This window comes from Porphyromonas sp. oral taxon 279 str. F0450 (genome assembly GCF_000292995.1).
GTDB classification, from domain to species: Bacteria; Bacteroidota; Bacteroidia; order Bacteroidales; family Porphyromonadaceae; genus Porphyromonas; species Porphyromonas pasteri.
Genome location: NZ_ALKJ01000019.1, coordinates 116,594 through 139,150 on the forward strand (window position 1 = coordinate 116,594; position 22,557 = coordinate 139,150).

The 22,557-nt window shown below is 53.6% G+C and carries 16 protein-coding genes and 1 tRNA gene; 5 read left to right on the plus strand and 12 right to left on the minus strand.

The genetic code is table 11. From position 1 onward, the window contains the following. Nucleotides 1–106: 106 nt before the first annotated feature. The 8 genes from HMPREF1323_RS08975 to HMPREF1323_RS04455 form a co-directional block, all read right to left on the minus strand. On the minus strand, nucleotides 107–994 hold the full coding sequence (locus HMPREF1323_RS08975) for a DUF3828 domain-containing protein (RefSeq protein ID WP_009432970.1): 888 nt from the start codon (nucleotides 992–994) through the stop codon (nucleotides 107–109). A gap of 70 nt (nucleotides 995–1,064) precedes the next feature. Then, complete coding sequence (locus HMPREF1323_RS04425) at nucleotides 1,065–1,838, minus strand: ABC transporter permease (protein ID WP_009751911.1); 774 nt, start codon at nucleotides 1,836–1,838, stop codon at nucleotides 1,065–1,067. After that, a complete protein-coding gene (locus HMPREF1323_RS04430; protein WP_009433131.1) occupies nucleotides 1,825–2,538 on the minus strand; it encodes an ABC transporter ATP-binding protein in 714 nt (237 codons plus the stop codon). Before HMPREF1323_RS04430 ends, HMPREF1323_RS04425 begins: the two co-directional genes overlap by 14 nt. Before the next feature lie 29 nt (nucleotides 2,539–2,567). Further along, nucleotides 2,568–3,524 carry an ABC transporter substrate-binding protein gene (locus tag HMPREF1323_RS04435; protein WP_009432888.1) on the minus strand — a complete coding sequence of 319 codons (957 nt, stop codon included), beginning with the start codon at nucleotides 3,522–3,524 and terminating at the stop codon, nucleotides 2,568–2,570. Nucleotides 3,525–3,526: 2 nt separating this feature from the next. Then, the gene (gene nth / locus HMPREF1323_RS04440; RefSeq protein WP_009432911.1) at nucleotides 3,527–4,189 is read right to left on the minus strand and encodes an endonuclease III; all 663 of its coding nucleotides are present in this window, start codon (nucleotides 4,187–4,189) and stop codon (nucleotides 3,527–3,529) included. A 30-nt stretch (nucleotides 4,190–4,219) separates the two neighbouring features. Then, entirely contained in the window at nucleotides 4,220–5,242 is a 1,023-nt protein-coding gene (gene pheS, locus HMPREF1323_RS04445; protein WP_009433117.1) for a phenylalanine--tRNA ligase subunit alpha, read from the minus strand. 834 nt (nucleotides 5,243–6,076) lie between these two features. Next, nucleotides 6,077–7,792, minus strand: coding sequence for a RagB/SusD family nutrient uptake outer membrane protein (locus HMPREF1323_RS04450; protein ID WP_044124032.1), 1,716 nt, complete (start codon nucleotides 7,790–7,792; stop codon nucleotides 6,077–6,079). 15 nt (nucleotides 7,793–7,807) lie between these two features. Further along, nucleotides 7,808–10,873 (minus strand): SusC/RagA family TonB-linked outer membrane protein, encoded by a 3,066-nt coding sequence (locus HMPREF1323_RS04455; protein ID WP_009432964.1) that lies wholly within the window; start codon nucleotides 10,871–10,873, stop codon nucleotides 7,808–7,810. Between the two features lie 567 nt (nucleotides 10,874–11,440). Between HMPREF1323_RS04455 and HMPREF1323_RS04460 the strand changes: the two genes are divergently transcribed. Genes HMPREF1323_RS04460 through HMPREF1323_RS04470 form a run of 3 tightly spaced genes read left to right on the plus strand, consistent with a single transcriptional unit; the run spans nucleotide 11,441 to nucleotide 15,653 of the window. Next, nucleotides 11,441–12,610 carry a bifunctional cobalt-precorrin-7 (C(5))-methyltransferase/cobalt-precorrin-6B (C(15))-methyltransferase gene (locus HMPREF1323_RS04460; protein ID WP_044124100.1) on the plus strand — a complete coding sequence of 390 codons (1,170 nt, stop codon included), beginning with the start codon at nucleotides 11,441–11,443 and terminating at the stop codon, nucleotides 12,608–12,610. 15 nt (nucleotides 12,611–12,625) lie between these two features. After that, nucleotides 12,626–13,384, plus strand: coding sequence for a shikimate dehydrogenase family protein (locus tag HMPREF1323_RS04465; RefSeq protein ID WP_009432988.1), 759 nt, complete (start codon nucleotides 12,626–12,628; stop codon nucleotides 13,382–13,384). Beyond that, a complete protein-coding gene (locus HMPREF1323_RS04470; RefSeq protein WP_083845356.1) occupies nucleotides 13,371–15,653 on the plus strand; it encodes a translocation and assembly module lipoprotein TamL in 2,283 nt (760 codons plus the stop codon). The genes HMPREF1323_RS04465 and HMPREF1323_RS04470 overlap by 14 nt, the downstream gene beginning before the upstream one ends. A 107-nt stretch (nucleotides 15,654–15,760) precedes the next feature. On the opposite strand, the gene tpx is transcribed toward HMPREF1323_RS04470, so the two are convergent. From tpx to HMPREF1323_RS04490, 4 genes are all read right to left on the minus strand, one after another. Then, nucleotides 15,761–16,264, minus strand: a complete 504-nt coding sequence (tpx, locus tag HMPREF1323_RS04475; RefSeq protein ID WP_044124033.1) for a thiol peroxidase — start codon at nucleotides 16,262–16,264, stop codon at nucleotides 15,761–15,763. Between the two features lie 105 nt (nucleotides 16,265–16,369). Continuing rightward, nucleotides 16,370–17,083 (minus strand): 2-phosphosulfolactate phosphatase, encoded by a 714-nt coding sequence (locus HMPREF1323_RS04480; protein WP_009433022.1) that lies wholly within the window; start codon nucleotides 17,081–17,083, stop codon nucleotides 16,370–16,372. A gap of 80 nt (nucleotides 17,084–17,163) precedes the next feature. Further along, on the minus strand, nucleotides 17,164–18,915 hold the full coding sequence (locus tag HMPREF1323_RS04485) for a phospho-sugar mutase (RefSeq protein ID WP_009432903.1): 1,752 nt from the start codon (nucleotides 18,913–18,915) through the stop codon (nucleotides 17,164–17,166). Nucleotides 18,916–19,073: 158 nt separating this feature from the next. Beyond that, nucleotides 19,074–20,240: a hypothetical protein gene (locus HMPREF1323_RS04490; protein ID WP_009432892.1), complete on the minus strand. Its 1,167-nt coding sequence runs from the start codon at nucleotides 20,238–20,240 to the stop codon at nucleotides 19,074–19,076. A gap of 889 nt (nucleotides 20,241–21,129) precedes the next feature. On the opposite strand from HMPREF1323_RS04490, the gene HMPREF1323_RS04495 reads away from it, so the two are divergent. Beyond that, a complete protein-coding gene (locus HMPREF1323_RS04495) occupies nucleotides 21,130–21,849 on the plus strand; it encodes an IS5/IS1182 family transposase (protein ID WP_009433202.1) in 720 nt (239 codons plus the stop codon). A gap of 285 nt (nucleotides 21,850–22,134) precedes the next feature. Further along, nucleotides 22,135–22,209: transfer RNA gene (locus HMPREF1323_RS04500), tRNA-Val, on the plus strand. Nucleotides 22,210–22,557: the final 348 nt, after the last annotated feature.

Consider the following 22,557-nt stretch of genomic DNA (forward strand, 5'->3'; position numbering starts at 1 on the left):
GACATATCAGGGAGCTGGTCGTGCGATGCCTTAGCACTGAAAAGAGACATTCCCATAGGATGCCGAAGTCGGAATTCTATGGGAATGTCTTGTGTGAAGGATAGGACTAAGGCTGTCTATCCAAGCGATAGCTACCATCAGCCTGAGGTACAGCGCGGACGAGCCAATTGTGTCGCTCACCTCCACCATCGGAGTAGCTGACCTCGAAGACACCAGAGGCGGAGCTGGGGCGTACGCTTAGGCTACTACACCAGCTGGGGTCAAAGTCTACATTATCAATGAGAGTGTCGAAGAATCCACTCTCGACCTCGCCCACCGAAGCCAAGCCCTCATAATATTGCTGTATGGTGGCCTTAGTGCAGTAGCGGTCACGCAGAGCCTTGAGTTCTGCTTCGAGCTCGGGCTTCATCGCAAGATACTGAGAGATGTAGCACTCGTAGAAGGAGCGAATGAAGTTGATCGGGCTCGTCATATCTACGCTTTTAGTCGCTGCAAAGGGATTGCTGCGGAGCTTATCCCCGTACTCGGCGTGATGCCACTCGGGGGTGATGAAGTCAATGAGATACTTATCTCCAGACTTCAGTAGATGGAGAGGAATAGCGCGATAGTCCTCTCCGCTGCCGAAGCTTACCTGATACCAGTCTTGCCCGAGAGCGCTTACTTGCAGGCTCCCTTCGCTACCAGAAGCAAGGTCTTGAGCGCGGATAAATGGATCCGAGTCGGTGAGTGCTCTTACGCGCTCCAGCTTAGCCTTAGCCTCTGGTGTGGCATTAGCCAAGATGAGCGAATCCATCTGAGCAGGCTCATACATGCGGTCAAAGGAGCGAATGTACTCGGTGTAGAAGCGCTTGAGCATAGCTTCGGGGCTCTCGGTACGCTGCTTCTGGGCTGTGGTGGTTTGCTTTTGTTTGGTGCGCTTTTGTGCGCGGCTTGTGGTGGGAGTAGCGAGCCCTAAAAAGATGAGCAGGCTCCATGTGAGTAATGACTTAGACATAGTGATGTGGTGATATGGTTAGATGGAGGGGAGAAACAAAGCTCCTCTCATAGTGACAACGTATAGGCTGCTACGCGCGGTATGCTTTGTCCTTGCCTATGGATTGCCAGGGACAAAGTATGGCCTCGAGGAGGTCAATCAGAATGAAGAGCCCGACACCCATGAGACTCAGTAGCGCTATCCCAGCGTACATGTCGAGGTAGTCAATGCGCATCCAGGCATCGGATATATAGTAGCCAAGTCCCTCTGTCGTGCCATACGTCTCGGTGACGAAGAGTACGGAGATAGCTGTGCCGATAGCTATGCGTAGTGCTGATAGTGCTGCGGGGAGTGCAGCGGGGAGGAGGAGATGACGAAGGAGCCCCCAAGTGCTCGCGCCGAGCGAGCGGGTTACGGCGAAGTGTTCCTCGGGAATTGCAAGCAGGGCATCTCGCATTGATACCGCAAGCTGGAAGAGTATGATCAGTACGATCATCACCACCTTCGTTGCTTCGCCAAGGCCACCGAGGAGCATGACTACGGGGAGGAGAGCCAGCTTAGGTATGGGGTAGGTGAAGTAGATGAAGGTCGATAGGGTGCGCCCCACTCGAGGATAGAGGATCATCGAGAGGGAGAGGATGGCAGAGAGTACGGTCGCGATGAGGATGCCCCAGCCGATGCGCTGCAGGCTCGTCAAGGTGTGAGCAAGAAGGTCTGATCCATTGAGATGAGCCATATGGGCATAGACTGCCCATGGAGCAGGTAAGACTTCGCTACGGATAAGTAGGTAGCCTGCCAGCCAGAGCGCGTGCAAGATGATGGCCCCAAGTAGGAGCTGCAGGAGGTGACGGCTAAAGGACTTCATCTAAGTAGCGTAGTTCTTCCTCCAGCATGCTTGCGGTAGCTCCTCGGTGGTCGGCGAGGAGGGTTCCTGGCTTTCCTCCGATGAGTAGGGTGCGCTCCGATAGAGTCGTTGCCTCTACGGGGCTATGGGTGACGCAAAGGGTGGGTGTAGGATAGCGCTGCCACAGCTCGAGGAAGAGCTGACGAGAGCGACTTGCTGTCGCTACATCGAGGGCTGAGAATGCTTCGTCGAGAAGAAGCAGGTCCGGCTTCATGATGAAGGCACGAGCAAGGGCTACACGCTGGCACTGACCTCCACTTAGTTCGCTGGGATAGCGGTCTAAGAGATCGGTGAGCGATAGAGTCGTGAGAATCTCCTCCTGCAGGTCGGATGAGACGATACGCTTGCCGAGTGCGGCAGGCAGGTGGATGCTCTCTCTTACTGTCTTCCAGGGGAAGAGCCCGTATTGCTGGGGGACAAGTGCGATCTGATGGGTACGGGGGCTAAGTGGTACGCCCGAGAGTTGCAGCGTTCCCTTGCTCGGGCGGATAATCCCCGCTAAGGTGTGTAAGAGGCTGGATTTCCCGCTACCCGATGGCCCGATGATCGTCACGATCTCTTTCCCCAAACTGAAGCTCACATCCCTGAGCGCAGTCGTCTCTTCCTGGCGCTTGCTATAGCGTACGCTTAGGTCGGAGACGTATAGTAGAGGCTCGGACATAGGGGGGGATGTGATAGAGGAGTGGTAAGCTACTCCGCGATGATTGGGCGGATCAGCCCCTCTGCCGTGTAGCTCTCAGGTACGAGCTTCTTAGCCTTCATCCAGCTAAGGATGGGCTGGAGATCTTCAGCCTTAGGCGCAGTGACCTCAGCATAGGTGGGGAGGGGAATCTGCGAGGCAAGGTCCTTGGATACACCGAGGAGCTGCTCTACGGCGGCAGACCAGTCCTTTCGGGGATGCTCGGCCATGTAGGCGACGGCCTTGTTGTATCCCTCGATGAAAGCCTTCACTGCGGCTGACTTCTTCGTGAGTGCTTCGTCTTGGAAGAGAAGCCCCGTGATGCCCACCGTGAGTCCGTTAGGTACGTCAATAGCTACCAGCCCCTTGGATGCTCCGATCGTAGCGAAGGGCTCCGGGAGAATAGCGGCATCCAGCTCACCCGAGCGAAGCATTTCCAAGCGGATGGGGATCTTCTGCACCTCTACACGGGTGTAGGGAAGTGGCTTCCCCTTGGTATCCACGAGGGCACGCTCGGTGGCATAATCGATGAGGGTATTGGAGGATAGACCGATGTGCTTGTCACGCAGGTCGGCGATCTCGTCGAGCTCCTTATTGCGGCCGAAGACCAGACGGAAGCTCCCTTGACAAGCGATGGGAAGAGATATCTTCAGCCCCTTAGAGTGAAGGAGCATGGCTCCCATATAGTCCGTGACTGAGGCATCTACGGAGCCTGTTTGCAGCGCTGCATCGCGCTCCATAGGGGAGGCAAAGCGCACGATCTCTATGGGATGAGTGAAGAAGCCCTGCTGCTCAGCTACTGCTATCGGTAGGTAGTCGATAGAGGGCATCACCCCGATACATAGGTGAGTGCTATCTGTGGGGTTGCTCTTCCCCTTTTGTGAACAGGCGCCAGAGAGGAACATAGCCCCTGTGATAAGCGCCATACCGAGCGCGAGGAAAAGCCCCGTGCGCAGTGATCGTTTCATATCTATTCCTTCGAATTGAGTTTCTTACGCTCCAGTGCTGCGAAGTAGCGGCAGTAGGGAGCTAATCCACAGGTCATACACTGAGGCTTGCGGGCGGTGCATACATAGCGTCCATGCAAGATAAGCCAGTGGTGCGCCTTGGGGATGAGGTGCTCAGGGATATACTTGATGAGGGTGAGCTCTGTCTCGAGAGGTGTCTTGGAATTGGTCGTCAGTCCGATGCGGTTAGATACACGGAAGACGTGTGTATCGACTGCCATCGTAGGGCGGTTATAGATGACCGAAGCGATCACGTTGGCCGTCTTGCGCCCGACACCTGGGAGCTTCATCAGCTCCTCACGCTCCTCAGGGACTTCGCCCTGATAGTCTGCGACGAGCCGCTGAGCCATAGCTACAAGGTAACCAGCCTTAGCGCGGGGATAGCTAACGCTCCGCACGAGCTCAAAGATGTCGTCCACCTCAGCTCGTGCCATAATTTCGGCTGTCGGATACTGTCGGAAGAGGCGTGGAGTGATCATGTTCACTCGCTTGTCCGTGCACTGGGCTGAGAGAATCACGGCCACCAGCAGCTCAAAGGGAGTGGTGTAGTGTAGCTCAGTCTCAGCCACAGGCATATGCTCTTCAAACCATCCGATGACGGCTTCGTATCGCTCTTTACGCGTCACAGCTCGCAGTTACCCTTTGTGTAGCTCGTATTAATGAGCAGCCTTGAACTGCTCGAGGAAGCGCACGTCATTCTCTGAGAAGAGACGCAGGTCGCTGACTCGATACTTGAGGTTCGTGATACGCTCTACCCCCATACCGAGGGCATAGCCACTGTACTTACGGCTGTCGATGCCACAGTTCTCCAGTACGTTAGGGTCGACCATACCGCATCCTAGGATCTCAACCCAGCCTGTGTGCTTACAGAAGTTACAGCCCTTACCGCCACAGATGTTGCAGGAGATATCCATCTCTGCCGATGGCTCCGTGAAGGGGAAGTAAGAGGGGCGGAGGCGAATCTTCGTGTCGGTACCGAACATTTCCTGAGCGAAGTACAGCAGTACCTGCTTGAGGTCAGCGAACGATACGTTCTGGTCTACATAGAGAGCCTCCAGCTGATGGAAGAAGCAGTGTGCGCGGTAGGAGATAGCCTCATTGCGATACACGCGACCTGGGCAGATGACACGGATGGGAGGCTCTGACTCCAGCATCGTGCGAGTCTGTACCGAGGAGGTATGGGTACGTAGGAGCGTACCGGGGACATTGCGCACGAAGAAGGTGTCCTGCATATCACGTGCAGGATGGTCTTCGGCGAAGTTGAGGGCAGAGAATACATGCCAGTCATCTTCGATCTCAGGTCCTTCGGCAATAGAGAAGCCGAGGCGGGCGAAGATGGCGCAGATCTCCTGCTGGACGATCGTCAGCGGGTGGCGTGAGCCTAATGGAGTGGGGTAGGCTGTACGTGACCAGTCGATGCCCAGCCCTTCGTCGTCACCCCCAGCGCTCAGTGAGGCGCGTAGCTGGTTGATCTTGTCCGTCGCCAGCGTCTTGAGGGCGTTGAGGAGTTGTCCGACCTGTCGCTTTTCTTCGTTAGGGACGGTCTTGAATTCGTCGAAGAGCTGAGAGACGAGCCCCTTCTTACTGATATATTTGATGCGAAGGTCTTCGACTTCCTGCTCAGAGTGTGCCGTCAGTGCTTGTAGCTCGGCAGTGAGTTGTTGTATTCTTTCTTGCATGAACTAATACCCTTTATTTTGAGGTGTAAAGGTAGTGAATTCCACGGAGGTGGCTTGTGGGCCAGGGCTCCCGCATCAAAATCTCCTCCTCGTCTGCAAGGCCGTATTGAGGCGGAGTTGATTTGCAAGCACTATTGCTCTGCAGGCGAACAACTATTTGGTTTGGGCGGCAAACGACTACTGATCCGAGGGTAAACGGCTATGGCTGTAGCTTTGCCCCCTCTACCGTTTCGCACATGCTCTCTGGTAGCTCTTCTTGCCATAGCGTAGGTGATATCCTCCTATCCAGCGGAGGGAAAAGTATCCTTCTCGTGAAGAAAAAAGCGCCCTCCCGTAGTCGTTTTTCTCTATCTAAGCACGTAGTCTTAAAGACCAGGCACGTCAGTCCAAATATCCACGTACATAGATATTAGAGCCACGTACGTAGCCCCAACTTATCTGCCACTCGTCCGCAACTTTTATCCCTACGCGGAGCAACAACCTAACTATAGGTCACTTCACAAAGCTATATAGCTTTCTTCGCCATCCTATATAGCTCTACCCACGTACCTATACCAATATATGAGACCATTGTGCAAGCCCACCTCTTCATTACTCGTGCCTTCTTCCCTCGGAAATCGAAGGTTTTAGGCTGAGAGCTTCGAAGGAGAAAAGTGTAAGCTGTGAAGAGATAGCCTTGCGCAATGGTCTCGAGTAGATGTTTGTCTAAGATTTGGGGATAAAATTAACGGGGCAGGGAGGATCCATCCTCTCTGCCCCGTTGGCTTTATTGGTAGCTCTCCAGTAGACTATGGTGATGCTGGCGAGCTGAAGAAGTGATATCGAGTACCTCTCTTAATGGGTGGGGTTCTGGGTCAGCTTACCTGGGTAGGCATCGATAGCATTCTGTGGGATGAAGTACACCACACGATAGTCTGTGGGGGCAATGTCCTCACGCTGGTGATGAGCTCCAGGGTAGCGACGTACGAGTGAGCCTCCGTTGCGGAATACATCATAGCTGCGCTCAGCCTGGAAGGCGAGTTCCAACTGGCGCTCCTTGTCGATGCGCTCGGATGCGTTCGTAGCATCGAGGCTGGCATAGGCAGCACCAGGGATGGATCGTGTGCGTATGATATTGAGGTCGGTGAGTGCTGCGCTATAGTTCCCGAGCTTAGCTTCTGCTTCAGCTCGGTTGAGGTACACTTCGCCGAGACGAGAGATGACAGGAGAGTGCAGGTGGCTATTCTCACCCTCACGGGAGCACTTCGTGATGTAGAACATCGGATAGGCTCTGTTGAGCTTGATGTATAGGTCGATTACACCTCGGTAAGTCTTCCCCTTATAGGTGATGCTGTAGATCTCTTGATTTGCATCTATCGCAGTCAAGGTGTAAGACTCCGCCTGCCCCGAATCCTTAGCTTCCTTGGCTATGATCTGACCATTGGAGCGAGTGATGGGGAGCTGTAGGTAGTTGAGGTCTCCTGACTCTTCGCTCTTGATGAAGCGGAATACCTCCGTCTTCTCAGGTGCATACACGGGCTCAATGAAGGCGGCACGAGCATCTACGATACGGGTGCTGGTAGGGCGGAAGTCATTTCGTCCCGTCTCATCAAGTAGGGCCAGGTATTTGGCGCTGGCGTACATCTCACCCCAGCCCATACCTCCGATATTGGCATACATACCACCGACTCCATAGTAGTGGTCGTAACCAGAGTATTCAGAGGCCAGACGGCGGACGACGAAGATAGACTCCTTGTTGCTCTCTGGCAGAAGCTGATTGTACTTCATGAAGTCTTCTCGATTGAGGAGCGAATACTTCCCACTCGAGATGACCTTTGTGGCATACTCGGAGGCTAGCTGAGCATACTGCGTATTGGGCTGCTCATAGGTGCCACTCATATAGAGGTAGAGGCGGGATAGCAAAGCCTGAGCTGCTCCCTTGGACGCATAGAAGGGCGTACCTGAGCGTTCGGGGAGGAGCGTCTCTGCTTGCTTCAAGTCTTCAATAGCCTGTGCATAGGTCTCTGCTACGGTAGCACGGTCGGGGAGCGTGAACTTATCGAAGACATCCTTTGGAGCACTCTTGATGATAGGTACACCCAGGTTCTTCTCTGGGTCCTGATAGTAGGGGCGGCCATAGGCTCTCACGAGGTAGAAGTAGAGGAAGCCACGAATGAAGTAGGCTTCTCCCACATGCGCCTTGACCTCCTCATCGGTGGAGGTGCCATAGAGCTCGATAATGTTCGAGGCCTGGATGATAGCCTTGTAGCTATTATCCCAGAAGTCCTGTAGGCGGTAGTTCTGTGGGGTGCGGTTGAAGGAGATGAACTCGAAGAAGGCATCTGTCGAGGCGCCACGTATCATAATGTTGTCCCCCGCATACTCGCCGCAGCGGTGCATGACGTCGCTCCAGGTCTTGAGCTGAGCATACATCCCGTGGGTCATCCCATCGATAGCCTCTTCTGGATGCTCGAGGATACGCTGGCTGGACATGCTCCCCTTGGGCTCTCTGTCAATATTGCAGGCTACCAGTAGGCAGGAGGACACCAGTAGCATTAGTATCTTATTCATATCTGTATCGTGTAGCTATAGTGAGAGGTTGAGCCCGAGGACAAAGCGACGGACAGGGGGATAGACGCTGATACCCGTCGTCCCCATGACAGAGCCATCAGAGGCGGGAAGCTCGGGGTCTACACCTGAGTACTTCGTCAGGGTAAAGAGGTTCTCTGCATTGAGATAGATGCGGAGGTTCTGTACCTTCAGCTGAGGTAGAGAGAGGTTGTAGCCAAGGCTGAGAGTACGTAGCTTGAAGAAGGAGTTGTCCTCGAGGTAGCGAGAAGAGGCCTTGTTACCGTTGTCCTTGTTGTTGTACAGGGCGCGTGGGTGAGTGGCGACGTCGCCCTTCTTCTGCCAGCGTGACCAGCCCTTCTGCAGTGACATCTGATTGCGGTCGGTGTAGGTGAGGTCAGAGTCGAGCTCTTGGCGAGAGTAGTTGTAGATCTGTCCACCGAGAGCATAGCCGAACGTAGCCGAGAGGTCGAACTCCTTCCAGCGGAGGTTCGTCGTGATCCCCCCGAAGACCTTAGGTGCAGCAGAGCCCAGCTTGTAGTACTTGGCTTCGGCGTAGTTGCTGGTCGTGACGCGCTCTCCGTTAGTCCCTTCCTTATACCACATGGGGCGCCCGTCATCAGGATTTACTCCAGCCCACTCAGGCATGTAGTAGGTGTCGATAGGAGAGCCGATTTCGAGGATGCGGGAGGCAGAGCCTGCTATACCGCTACCGTCACCGATGATAACGGGCTTAGCGATGTACTGTCCTGAGGGATCATACTGACGGAAGATGTCGGTGAGCTTATTGGTGTTGTGTCCGACGTTGAGGTCAAGGCTCCAGGTGAGGTCCTTGCTGCGGATGATATCACCACCGATAGCTACCTCGATACCCTTATTGGCCATCTTACCGATGTTACGGTAGATGTGAGTCACACCTGTGAGGCTGGTGACGGGTACATTATAGAGGATGTTGTCGGTCTTCTTGGAGTAGAGATCAAGGGTGAAGTGCAGGCGGTTTGACCAGAGCGAAGCGTCAAGCCCGATACCTGCAGTATAGGTACGCTCCCAGGTAAGGTCATTGTTCCCGATCTGAGAGATGAGCATACCAGGCTGAGCGTTGTAGCTGGATGCTATCGAATAGAGGTCATACTGGGGGTAGAGGGCGGATGGACGGTTACCAGCCGAGCCATAGGAGGCGCGGAGCTTCAGCTGGTCGAATGCCTTGATCCCAAACCATGATTCGCGGTGGATGCTCCACCCGCCACTGATAGAGAAGAGGGTACCATACTTGGCTCTTGAACCGAGGTTGGAGGCACCGTCACGGCGGATAGACCCTTCGAGGAGATAGCGGTTGTCATAGCTATAGCGAGCATTAGCGAAGACGGACTGTACCGCCCATTCAGCTATCCCACCCTTAGCCTTCTCTGGCTTAGCAGTGATGTCCAGTACCTCAAAGCCTGGGACAAAGCCCGTCCCATTGGCGCTGGTTGACTTACCCCAATAGTCGTTGAACTCATAAGCAAGCAACCCATTGAGGTTATGCAGGCCCCAGCTATTATTCGTTAGGAACTTCTGGTTTGAGTAGCGACGAGCTACTTGTCCGTGATACTCGGTGATACGACCTTGGACGCTCTCTCCACCATTGGAGCGAGGGTCTTCGTAGCCGTGACCCGTGCTGTGGACGTACTTGTAGTTATTGACCGAGGAGAAGGTGAGCCAAGGTGCGATACGAACGTCGAAGTCAAGGTTACCCATGAATTCGTAGTAGCTCCCATCATAGTGGTTCCACTGCAGGTCACGGAGGTAATTCGTGCTGTTGCTATTTACCCATTCTGAGTATTTGTGGGGGACGAGCTTCCCCTCAGCGTCGTATGGGCTATCCCAAGGGAGCATCGAGTACATTGCAGAGATAGAGTATTGTCTATCCTCAGAGTTCTGCATTGCTCCGCTGATCATAGGACGAATCGTGAGCCAGTTGAGAGGCTTATAGCTGGTCTTCAGACGGAAGTTGTAGCGCTTGTAGTCAAAGCCCTTGACGGCTCCCTTCTCATCGTAGTAGCCTAAGGAGAAGAGGGAGTTCATCGTTTCGCTCCCCCCTTGTAGGGTGAGGTTGTAGTCTTGGGATACGCCAGTGCGGGTAGCCAGCTTCCACCAGTCGAAGTTGTCATTGCGTAGGGCTGGTTTCCATCGAGGGAAGGGGATGGTGCTGGCATTGCCCGTGGAGGCGAAATAGTCGTAGAGTTCGGCACCATTCATCATGTGCAGGTTACCATTGGTTAGCTGACTGATACCAGTGCGCATAGAGACTGAGGTGCGGAGCTTGCCTGAGCGGCTACTCTTGGTCGTGACTACGACGACACCGTTTGCTCCAGCAGAGCCATAGATCGCGGTGGAGGCTGCGTCCTTGAGGATCGTGAGGCTCTCAATGTCCTGAGGGCTGAGCTGACCAGGGTCGTCACCTACGATCACACCGTCAATCACCCAGAGGGGGCGCGTGTTTCCGTTGAGGGTGGCTTGTCCGCGGATCACCACGGCTGCGCTCGATCCGGGGCGCCCTGATCCAGGTGCGACATATACACCAGGAGCCTTGCCATTGAGGAGGTTGGAGACGGAGGGGGTAGTGATGTCCTTGAGCTTGCTGGCCTTGAGGTTGATCATAGACCCTGTGAGGCTCTCCTTGCGCTGTGTCGTATAGCCGACGACGACGAGCTCGCCGAGGGTCTTGGAGTTCTCTTTTAGCTGGATGACTTGATCCTTCTCTGTGGCCTGGATCTCTAAGGTTTCGTACCCGACGCAGGAGATGATCAGTGTCACCCCTGGGGAAGCAGACAAGGCGTATCCACCTTGCTTGTCGGAGATGCTCCCGATACGTTTGTTGCCTTTGACGCGGATACTTGCCCCGACGATGGGCTCTCCAGTCGTAGCATCCACGATGTGCCCGCGTATCTTACCTGCTACATGGGCGAGTGTGACAGGACTTGACGACGGCTCTTGCTCTATGGCTGTATTTGCCGCAAGGGGCATGGAGCAGAGGGTGAGCAGGGAGACAACGAGTGTACTCCGTAGCCGAGCCTGACGAGAAAGTGGTCTTTCGTTCTTCATTCTTCAGCGTTTTTATGGTTGGTGTAATGCTTTCCGGAGGGTAAATATAGGTCATTTCTATAGGATAGACGAGGTCGCTAAGGTGATTTGAATTAATAAAATAATGAAGGAAATCATTCGCCTATCTTCCAGCTTTTTACCTTGTTTCGATGAAGCCATATGCAGGGGTAGATTTTATCCATAAATGAACCCTCCTCTCTTCTTGAGCCGGCAAGATGGTGGTATAATATTGTATTAGGGAGAGCTGACTACCACTGAGTGGTCGGAGGCTTTTTCTTCGGAGGAGCAGGGCACTATTGTAGAAGGGGAATATTGACCAGTACTGGTCACTGAGTTGACTACTACTGGTCGCGACGCTGAGCAGTACTGGTTGCTTAGGGTGACCAGTACTGGTTCGATCATCGACCAGTACTGCTTCAAAAAGCATCACTCGGAAAGACCGCTTGGGAATAGGGGAGAAGCCCACCTTATTATTAGTACCTTTGCGACCTATAATAGATAAGCTTGATACTACTCTTGGACGAAAAGAATCTTACAACCCAAGGGCTTCGCTTCACCGTCGTAGGAATGAACGATGAGCAGTGCCCCCTCTTCTCCCCCGAAGTACAGCAACTCATCGCCCAGCATCGAGTCTTCTCGGGGGGGCGTCGCCACCGTGAACTCGTCGCTGATATACTTCCCGCAGGTGCCGTATGGATCGATATTATTGTTCCCCTCAGTGCGGTCTATCAGGAGTATCGTGCCTTAGACGAGCCCGTGTTGGTCTTTGCTTCAGGTGATCCGCTCTTCTTTGGCTTCACAACGACGCTCATGCGCGAGTTTCCTGGTCAAGTCGCACAGACCTTCCCCTCCTTTAGCTCTCTGCAGATGCTCGCACATAGCTTGCGCTTGCCCTACCATGATATGCGTGTCGTATCACTGACGGGACGTCCTTGGCTGGAGCTGGATCGTGCTCTCATCGAGCGTGCCGCTAAGGTGGGGGTCTTGACGGATAAGAAGAATACCCCAGCGCTCATCGCTCAGCGGATGATCGACTATGACTATACGGGCTATCAGATGCATATCGGTGTGCGACTCGGAGGGAGCCGAGAGGAAGTCTATAGCCTCCCGCTACATGAAGTCGTCGGACGAGAGTTCGGTCACCCCAACTGCCTGATCATTGAAGATCCACAGCCCACGGCATACGATGCCCCGATTGGCCTGCAAGAGCTGGATTTCTTCCCCCTCAATGGTCGTGTGAATATGATCACGAAGATGCCAGTGCGTCTGGTGAGTCTGAGTCTGCTCGAGCTTGAGCGACGCCGTAGCTTTTGGGATGTAGGCTTCTGCACAGGCTCGGTGTCTATCGAGGCCAAGCTCCGCTATCCTCATCTCTTGGTGACCTCCTTCGAGGTGCGTCCCGAGGGGAAGGAGCTCATGGAGGTCAATAGCCGTCGCTTCCATGCTCCAGGTATTGACTATCATATTGGAGACTTCCTTAGCCAAGATCTTGAGTCGCTTCCCCGCCCCGAGGCCGCCTTCATCGGTGGTCATGGGGGGAAGCTCATTGAGTTTGTTGAGCGCCTCACTGCGCTTATGGGAGCTGATGGCGTGCTCGTCTTCAACTCGGTCTCAGAGGAGACACTGGCGCTCTTCCGCGAGGCCATCAAGCGAGTCGGCTGGCATATTTCCTATGAGACGCTGCTTACGGTCGATACCCACAATCCTATCACTATCCTCCAGGCTAAGGGAAAATAGATATCAGCAGAGTAGATGCCGACACGTTGTAGCTATGGGCTTATAGGTCGTCCCTTGGGGCACTCCTTCTCTCCTCGATATTTCTCGGAGCTCTTTGATCGTCTCGGGGTAGATGCTTCGTATGATAGCTACGAGCTTCAGAGAATAGAGGAGTTGCCCGAACTATTGGCTACTCATCCTTCGCTCCGAGGGCTGAACGTCACGCTCCCTTATAAGCGAGAGGTGCTTCACTATGTGGATGCTTGCTCTCCCGAAGTGGAGCGTCTGCAGGCCGCCAACGTACTGCATATTGAGCATACTCCTTCAGGAAAGCGCCATATCACCGCACATAATACGGATGTCTGGGGCTTCTACCACTCACTGCTCCCTCTTCTTGGTGAGGAGCGACCTCATGCATGGGTCTTCGGTACGGGAGGTGCAGCCTCTGCCGTGCTCTATGCGCTCGAGCAACTTGGTATCAGCTATGGGCAGGTGAGTCGTACTCCTCAGAGCGGACAGCGCTCTTACGAAAGCTTGACAAAAGAAGAGGGGAAAGAGACCCCTCTGTGGATCAATGCCACGCCCATAGGTCTTCGCGAAGGAGAGTGCCTCCCCTTGCCCTACGAGGCTCTTGGGGAGTCTCACCTTTGCTATGATCTCATCTATAATCCCTCACCGACGACCTTCCTCCGTCGAGCCCTGCAGAGCGGAGCAAGAGCGAAGGATGGTCTTGAGATGCTACACCTCCAGGCCGATAAGGCTTGGCAGCTATGGACAGCGAATGAAGAAGAATAGATCTGCCTTGGCCCTTGCGCTGGGGTTAGCCTTGGCCTCCTGCTCAACGACGAAGTACGTCGGGGATGGGAGCTACCTACTTACGAAGGTCACTATCCAAGTGGACTCCCTCGACCAGACAGAGCGGGAGCAGCTCGGTGACCTTGAGTCCTTCCTTCCACAACGCCCCAATACAAAGCTCTTGGGGCTCTTTGACTGGACACTTGGGCTCTATAGCTTGAGTAATCCGAAGAGTAATAGCTTCCTCAACCGTCAGCTGCGTAAGTGGGGAGATCCCCCTGTGCTCTATAGCGCGGAAGAAGCTGAGTTTGGTCGAGCCAACCTCACCGCAGCGATGTACAATATGGGCTACCTCAAGGCTCAGACGACTCTCCGTGTGGATACGACCAAGGCTAAGCGAGCTCGCCTGGCATACACCATCATACCTGGTCGCCGTCTACGTGTAGGTCGCTTCTCGGAGTCTATCCAAGATAGCAGTATTGCCCAGCATCTTTACCCTCAAGATACACTCATAGAGAAGCGTCGCTTCCGTGGTGAGCGCTATCGCTCTTATCTCCATTCAGGTGCTATCCTCTCTCCTCAGAATATGCAGGCCGAGCAGGAGCGTATCACTCAGATTCTTCGTAATAGAGGCTACTATACCTTCTCTGGTGATAGTGTCCGCTTCGAGGTCGATACGCTGGTTGCCTCCGATGTATGGGTACGTAGCGTAGTTCACTCGCCCGAGAAGACCTATCGCATCGGACGCGTGCGGATGCGTCAGATCGCTCGATATGAGACGGGGGAGTCTCTGAAGCAGGCGCGTGATGGTATTAGCTTCGACCTTGATCCGAAGCACTATATCCGCCCCTCGGAGCTTGCACGACGTATCTGGATTCGTCCAGGTGCACTCTACTCGATGCAGCATACCTCATCTACCTATACTGCGCTGAGCGAACTGCCAACCTTGCAGAGCGTCTCGATCCAGTACCATCCAGATACTCTCGCTACGGACTCTGCTGTCTTGGACTGCGACATTACCGCTGCCTCCACCCAGACGAAGAGTATCGGTGGGGATATCGTCGGGACGAACTCCTCGGGGAACTTCGGGGTGAGCTCTTCGCTGAACTTCCAAAATAGCAACCTCTTCCATGGTGGGGAGCAGCTTCACCTCCAGCTGCGTGGTGGCTATGAGAGCCTTGGTGAGCGTCGCAATGACCACTTGAACTATGGGGCAGAGGCTTCACTTACCTTCCCTCGTCTGCTCGTGCCCTTCCGCCATTCGAAGGGGCCATCAACGATCCTGTCCTCGACGAGCTTGCAGGTAAGCTATGACCACCACCGTCGTCCAGAGTTCAGCCGTGATATCTTCTCCTTCAAGTGGGGCTATAGCTGGCACAGCCACTACACACCCGCCTATCGCCATCAGCTGAAGGTCATCGACTTGGACTTCCTTCACTTTGGCTATATCAATGAGGAATTCCGCCGCTCGATGCCACTCATCACGCAGATCCTGAACTACCGAGATCAGTTTGTCCTCGGGGCTTCGTACCTCTTCCGCTACAACTCGCTCAATGACTACCGCCTCTCGACTTCGCCTTGGGTACATAACCTGCGTCTCTTTGTCCAGTCATCGGGGAGTCTGCTCTATGGGGTATCGGCACTGCTGAATAGGGAGCGTGATGCCTACGGGTCGTATCGCTTCTTCGAGACGAACTTTGCGCAGTTCGTCAAGGGGGAGATTGACTATAGTGGGCTTCGTAAGCTGAGCGAAGGGAATGCCTTTGCCTATCATTTGGGGCTGGCCGTCGCTTATCCCTATGGCAATAGTCAGTACGTGCCTGTTGACCTTCGCTACTTCGCTGGTGGCGCTAATAGCCTGCGTGGCTGGTCTGCGCGTAGCCTCGGCCCTGGTAGTATGCCTCGCTCAGCAAGCCAATCCATCTTCGATCAGGTCGGGGATATCAAGCTTGAGATGAATGCCGAGTACCGTATGAAGATCCTTGGCCCTCTCCAGCTCGCCCTCTTCGCTGACGCAGGGAATATCTGGACGATACGCGCCTATCAGAATCAGCCGCAGGGAAACTTCCAGTGGAACCGCTTCTACAAGGAGATCGCCCTGTCGAGTGGGCTGGGGCTGCGCTGGGACTTTGACTACTTCGTCCTTCGCTTTGATGTGGGGACTAAGCTCCATGACCCGCAGGTGGAGAATGGGCGTCCTTGGGTCATCACCTACCAAGAGCCAAAGCAGCTACTTGCCTTTAATATTGCCATTGGCTACCCCTTCTAATTCGTAGCACCTTGCGCTACGTATGGGATAAAAGCAGAGCGTCGCATAGCTCCACCACAGTGGACTATGCGACGCTCTCTTTTTTGTGTGGAGTAAGTTCCCTTGAGCTACTTCAGCGCAGCGAGTGCAGCTTCGTAGTTGGGCTCCTGCGTGATCTCGGGGACGAGCTCGGTGTAGAGGATCTTGCCAGCCTCATCGATGACGATGACGGCACGTGCCAAGAGACCAGCCAGAGGACCATCCTGCTGCTCGAGGCCATAGTGCTCTGTGAAGCAGTTGTGGCGGAAGACAGATACGGGTACTACCTTGTCGAGGCCTTCAGCACCGCAGAAGCGTGACTGAGCGAAAGGCAGGTCCTTAGATACACAGAGGACGACGGTGTTGTCAAGCTTAGAAGCTTCGGCATTGAAGCGGCGTACGCTGGTAGCGCAGACGCCTGTGTCGACGCTGGGGAAGATATTGAGTACGACACGCTGACCACGCAGATCCTCGAGGTGGATCTCGCTGAGGTTCGTCTTTGTAGCCCCGAAGTTAGGAGCAGTAGTGCCTACGGTAGGCATTTCACCAGAAAGGTGTACGGTGAGGTCTTTTTTGAAAGTGACTGTTGCCATTGCTTGTTGTATTGTTTTTGTCTCCTTGCCAGAAAGGTAGGAGGGGGTTAGCTTATTCGCTCTTATAACTATAAGGCTGCCGGCTATGTTCACTTGAGCATGCGACTACAGCGCACGAAGCCAGCCATCTTCCAGACGTAGGACGAGGTCGAAGAGGCTTAGGCTCATGCAGTAGGTCACACAGTCTGCGAAGCCAGCTTGCTCTAGTCGTACGTAGTGGTCGCTACTCTTGATGTACTCCGTGCGAGCATCGAGAGTCGCTGCATGGTCCTTCCACAGGTCGCGTACCATACGGGTGGTATCGTCACCTGCGATTGCTCCCGCTTCTACGGTGAAGGCGCCTGCATAGAGCATATCCTCCATAGAGGCCTGTCCCTTCCAGCCTGCAGCGAGTACGACGACATTACGGTCGGAGCGCTGGCAGTAGTCGATGGTCGCACGCAGGTTAGTTAGTGCCCCGACGAGGATCTCCTCTGCACCATACTCTCGGGCTATCGTGAGGGCTCGCGTACCATTGGTCGTCGTGAAGACGATCTCACGCCCGCTGACCAAGTCCGTCGTGTACTCTGCGGGATCATTGCCGAGCTGGGCGAAGTCACAACGTACGACATTGCGCTCGGCCGCGATGAGTGCACCCAGACGCTTACCCGTCTCCTCGGCCTCTTCGGTCGAAGCTACAGGGAGTATTCCCTTAGCTCCATGGGCAAAGGCTGCGACCATCGTGGTCGAGGCTCGGAAGATGTCCACGATGATGACGATACTATTAGGACGATGGTAGAGCGGATAGAGCTCAGGGGAGGGACAGAGATAGACGTGCATAGAGGATGATAAAATGAAGCTACCTCCCGCAGATGGTTTACCCACGGGAGGTAGCGATGTGTATCGAAGGAGGAGAGGGGTTAGATACCGAGCTCCTGACGGATGACCTGGATCTTCTCGAGGCAGGCAGCTTCAGCTGCGGGGAGGTCTTCCTTAGAAGTCACCTTGCCACGTACACCGATGTAGAACTTGATCTTGGGCTCCGTGCCAGAGGGACGGATAGATACCTTCGTCCCGTCAGCTGTCTTGTACTGGAGTACATTGCTGGTCGTAGGCATATCGAGCGTGAAGACCTCACCCTTGTCGAGCCAGAGACCCTGGAGCTTGGCGTAGTCAAGGACCTCAACGACGGGGCTTCCTGCCAGAGTCTTGAGAGGATTCTCACGGAAGTTCTTCATCATCGCTTCGATCTCCTCAGCACCGCTCTTACCCTTGCGGACGACGCTGACGCCCTGTTCCTTGTAGAGGCCATACTCTACGAAGATCTGCTGGAGGAGCTGGTAGATAGACATACCACGGTCGGCTGCCCATGCAGCGAGCTCGGCAAACATGCAGCAGGCCGATACTGAACTCTTGTCGCGGATGAAATCTTCACGGAGGAAGCCGTAGCTCTCTTCACCACCACCGATGTAGTTCAGCTTGCCTTCATTCTTGCGGATGACGTCGGCGATCCACTTGAAGCCCGTGTAGCAGTCGAAGAGCGTGACGTTCGACTTCTCTGCGATAGCACGGATGAGCTCGGTGGTTACGATGGTTTTGACGACGTAGTCGGTAGGCTGGAGGAGGCCAGCGTCGCGACGATTGGCAATGGCATAGTAGATCAGGAGGGAGCAAATCTCGTTCCCATTGATGAGGACGATCTTACCCTCCTCGTTGCGTACTGCTACACCGATGCGGTCTGCGTCAGGGTCAGAGGCTAAGACGATGTCAGCACCAGTCTCTTCGGCACGACGGATAGCCAGCTCGAGGGCTGCGGGCTCCTCGGGGTTGGGAGAGTGGACGGTGGGGAAGTTCCCGCTGACGACATCCTGCTCAGGGACGTTGATGATGTTCGTGAAGCCAATAGCACGCAGTGCTTCGGGGATGATGCGTACGCCGGTACCGTGGATAGGGGTGTAGACGATCTTCAGGTCGTGGTGGCGTGCGATAGACTCCTTCTGGGGAGCAGAGAGTGAAGCGACACGCTCAATGAAGCGCTTGTCAAACTCTTCGCCGAGGAAGTGGATGAGCTCGGGGCGAGCTTCGAAGCGGATATCTTCAGCGCGCGTGATCTTATTGACCTCGATGATCGTGTTGCGGTCATGGGGAGCGAGCATCTGTGCCCCGTCAGACCAATAAGCCTTATAGCCGTTGTATTCCTTTGGGTTGTGCGAGGCGGTGATCATTACGCCGCTCTGGCAGCCAAGTTCACGAATAGCAAAGGATACCTCGGGCGTAGGACGAAGGCTCTCGAAGAGATAGACCTTGATGCCGTTAGCAGAGAAGACCTCAGCGGTGATACGTGCGAAGACGTCACTATTATTACGGCAGTCGTGGCCGATAGCTACCGAGATCTCGGGGAGGGAAGCGAAAGCCTGCTTGAGGTAGTTCGCCAGGCCCTGAGTAGCAGCCCCGACGGTGTAGCGGTTCATACGGTTGGAGCCTACGCCCATGATCCCGCGCAGACCACCCGTACCGAATTCTAAGTCCTTGTAAAAGGCTTCGATGAGCTCTGTGGTATCTTCTGCATCGAGGAGGCGCTGCACTTCGGCGCGCGTCTGTTCATCGTATCCAGGTGTCAGCCAGCCTTGGGCCTTGGCACGTACCTGGGCTAAGAAGGTGTCTTGTTCCATGTGTCCGTTGGATGTATGATGAGAGTTGTATTCTCTAATTGTGAATAACTACTAACAAAGATAAGACATTTCTAAGGGAAACACTACGCCCCCACCTGGCGGATAGTCATCCGTAGGTGGGGGCGTAGTGGTATAGTGTTAGCCTCTTGGGCTATGGCTTAGAGAGAGGAACCCGTCCAGCCCTTAGCTGTGAGAGCTGCCTTGACAGCTGTGGTAAGCAGATCAGCCTTGACCTTGAGGGTGCCATTCGTTGCACCGAGGCCGGAGATGAGGTCAAGGATCTGAGCTTCCGTGAGCGACATATTCTTCAGCGTGATGCTTTTGGTGGTCGTACCAGCCGTACGCTTGATGTAAGATATAGCCTGCGCTGGATCAATGTTATCAAGCTCTACGACTTCAGCTGGAGCGCTTGAGTCTTTCAGTAGATTTGCTGCTGTTGTGTTGCTTACAGCAAGCTTGGATAGGGTTGCATTATAGAGCGTGATATCCTGGAGCTTGGGCTTGTTCCCCAAGTCAACGTTGAGCTTTACTCCTCCTGAAGGTGCGTTTGCAAAGAGAATTTCAAGGTTTTGGCTCTTAGCAAACGTGAGGTTTGCAAAGGCAGGAGACTGCCAGAAGAACTTCTTCAGCCTGGGTAGGTTGTCGATATCAAACTTGCCATTCTGGAAAGGGGTACGACCGGCAACGTATTCGATGACGTTGTTTGCAGGTAGCTTCACCTCCTCGATATCGGTACTCATTTCATTGGGCGAGCCGAGGAACTTGGTCATCTCAACGAAATTGTAGTTCTTCCAGTTAAAACCACCAAGTGCGAGGTATCTAAGTTTTGTTTGCTTCGTAAGATCCAGAATATCTGTGGTGTAGCCTGAGATCAAGAGGCCTTCAAGTTCGGTAGCACCGGAGAGGTTGAATGTCGTCTTAGTTGCAGATGCGCTTCTTGATTTAGATAGAATACGGAGGCGCTTCAGCATAGGGGATGATTTTGTGAGGGCAATCTCGGTGGCATCATCACTTTGGACGGTGAGTATGTCTACATTTCCGTTGATGCCGAGAAGGCCATTAGAACCAACCGTGAACTTCGTACTATCGGATTTATCCATAGTAGCACCGAGGATGTTGAGTCCTTTCTTAGGCGAAATGTAAACGATTGAACCTGCTGGTACTGTGAAGACAGCCTGAGAGTTCTTGATGGTAGTGGCATCCGCAGTATTATCAGTCGTGTTAGGCAGAACGGGTACTACGGGCTTGGGTTCATCCTTCTTGCGGCAGGATGTCGTCCCGATGAAGAGGCTGGCAAGTGCCAGAAGTACAAGGGATTTCTTCATTTCTGTTAATGTTTACGTTTGTAAAGCGCTATGCGCTTGATGTTATCTTTTATCAAACGCAAAGATAAATAAAATACTGACTTCGCAATAGCGTTATCGCAAATGTACCGCTCTATAGCCCCTGGGGGGCTCAATGAAGCGCCGACTTCGACTTGTGTAAGCTCCTACCTATACCTATATAAATTATGTGAGTACTTGTGTAGAGCTATAAGTCGGATGACGAAGAAAGCTATATAGCTTTGGATCGATTCCGTATAGCTTTGAGAAGTGACCTGTATTTAGGTTGTTACTTCGCCTAGGAATAAAAGTTGTGGACGAGTGGCAGATAAGTTTGGGCTACGTACGTGGATCTAATATCTTCGTGCGTGGATATTTGGATTTGCGTGCCTGGTCTTTAAGACTATGTACATAGACAGAGGAAAACCACTATGTGAAGGCGCTTTTTTCTTCACGAGAATGGCTCTTTCCCCTTCGATGGATAAGAGGAATACTCGCGATAAGGCGAAGGGCTTGTGTCGCACTTCGGAGAGATATGTCGGGGAGCTGGACGTGCGATGCCTTAGCACACTAAATAGAGGGCAGTACTATAGGGGGCAGTCTCTTTAGAGTGATGAAGATGCAGCATATAAGTCCTTACTACTGCGCACCTCTTATACGGAGGATCATCTGTCGGAGTGCGGTGCGAATCGCTCCGTAGGGAAGAGGGTGGGGGAGTCGTGGATGATACGATGTCTCTTCATTGGGAATATCGCATTCAGTCAGCCTTTTGCCCATCTCGGGAAAACCTTTAGTGAGACCATTGTACGGTATTTCAAAGGTGCACAGGGTTGTGGTTGCTTCATATGTCACTGATATTTAGCATCTTCATAGATAAGATAGTCGTATCGCTATGCCTACCAAACCTACCGAATCCGCTCCGAGCTTCCTGCAAGTTTATACGCAGGTGCGCCGCGACCGTATGAAGCACTCGTTCCTTCGACAGATCAGCGCTTGCGTTGACTGGCGAGGTATTCGCACACTACTCAACAAGAAGTATACAAAGACCCAGAATGCCACAGGCAATCCAGCCTATGATGCCTTGATGATGTTCAAGATCCTACTGCTTCAGACCTGGTACGGCCTGAGTGATTACGAAGTCGAAGAACGGATCAACGACTCCCTCCTCTTCAGCGAATTCCTCCTCTTGGATATGGGTCTTCCAGCTCCAGACCACAGCACCATCTGTCGCTTTCGCGCTGAACTGACCCGCTTGGGGATTATGGACAAGTTCCTTCGCGAGCTGAATAAGCAGTTCAAGAAGCACGGGATTAGCCGTATTGACCAAGGGGCTATCGTGGATGCGAGCATTGTGGATAGCCCGCACGCTCCCGATGGAAGTATCCTCATCGAAGTGGCAGACGACCGAGAGGACTTGCGCACCGAAGAAGCGCAAGCCCAAGAGCAGGCTTATCAGTATGAGCTAAAAAGTCACAAACCAGGGGTTGATACGGAAGCTCGTTGGGTGCGCAAAGGCAGGCACTATCGCTACGGATACAAAAAGTACGTGCTGACCGAGGGCTTGATCGAACGCATACACAGAACATCTTGGAAGCTATGGCATACAATCTGACGTGTATGCCTGGGCTTCTTGTGCTCCAGAGCAGCAAATAGCCCCTTGCCCCCCTCTCGGGAGGATAACCCTCCCGAGAGGGGGGCAAGGGGGAGATACAGGCATCTCACTTCTCAGCCTAAAGATCCCGATTTTCGGGGCAAGAAGGTGGAAGCTATAAAGAGGTGGGCTTGCGCAATGGTCTCATAATAGCACGATAAAAAGAGATGGTGTAGAGAGATTTTTTTCGCGGAGTGTTTGGTAGTTCGGAATATTTGCCTACCTTTGCAGTGTCAAAAACGATATGAATCTTTAGCTCAGTTGGTTTAGAGCACTACCTTGACAGGGTAGGGGTCGGCGGTTCGAGTCCGCCAAGGTTCACCGAGTATTGTCTCATGGTGTAATGGTAGCACAACAGATTCTGGTCCTGTTTGTTAAGGTTCGAGTCCTTATGAGACAACAGAGAGAGGAGCAATAGCTCCTCTTTTTTTGTATATGCCTGGGGGATAAGCTTATTCTCCACCTCGATTCAGAGGTGGGCAGAATGTGCTTGAGCTGTGCTTTCGACTTGGTGTGTAAAATGATAAGCAAGACCATATGCCAAGCCGGAGTACTATATGAAAATATAGGTTAACTTTGTGGTAGAGACACCGACTTGCCCTCGGTACTCGGGTGGTATGACCTCCAAACATTAGGATGGAAGTCCCGTCCATCATTTGACAACGGTAG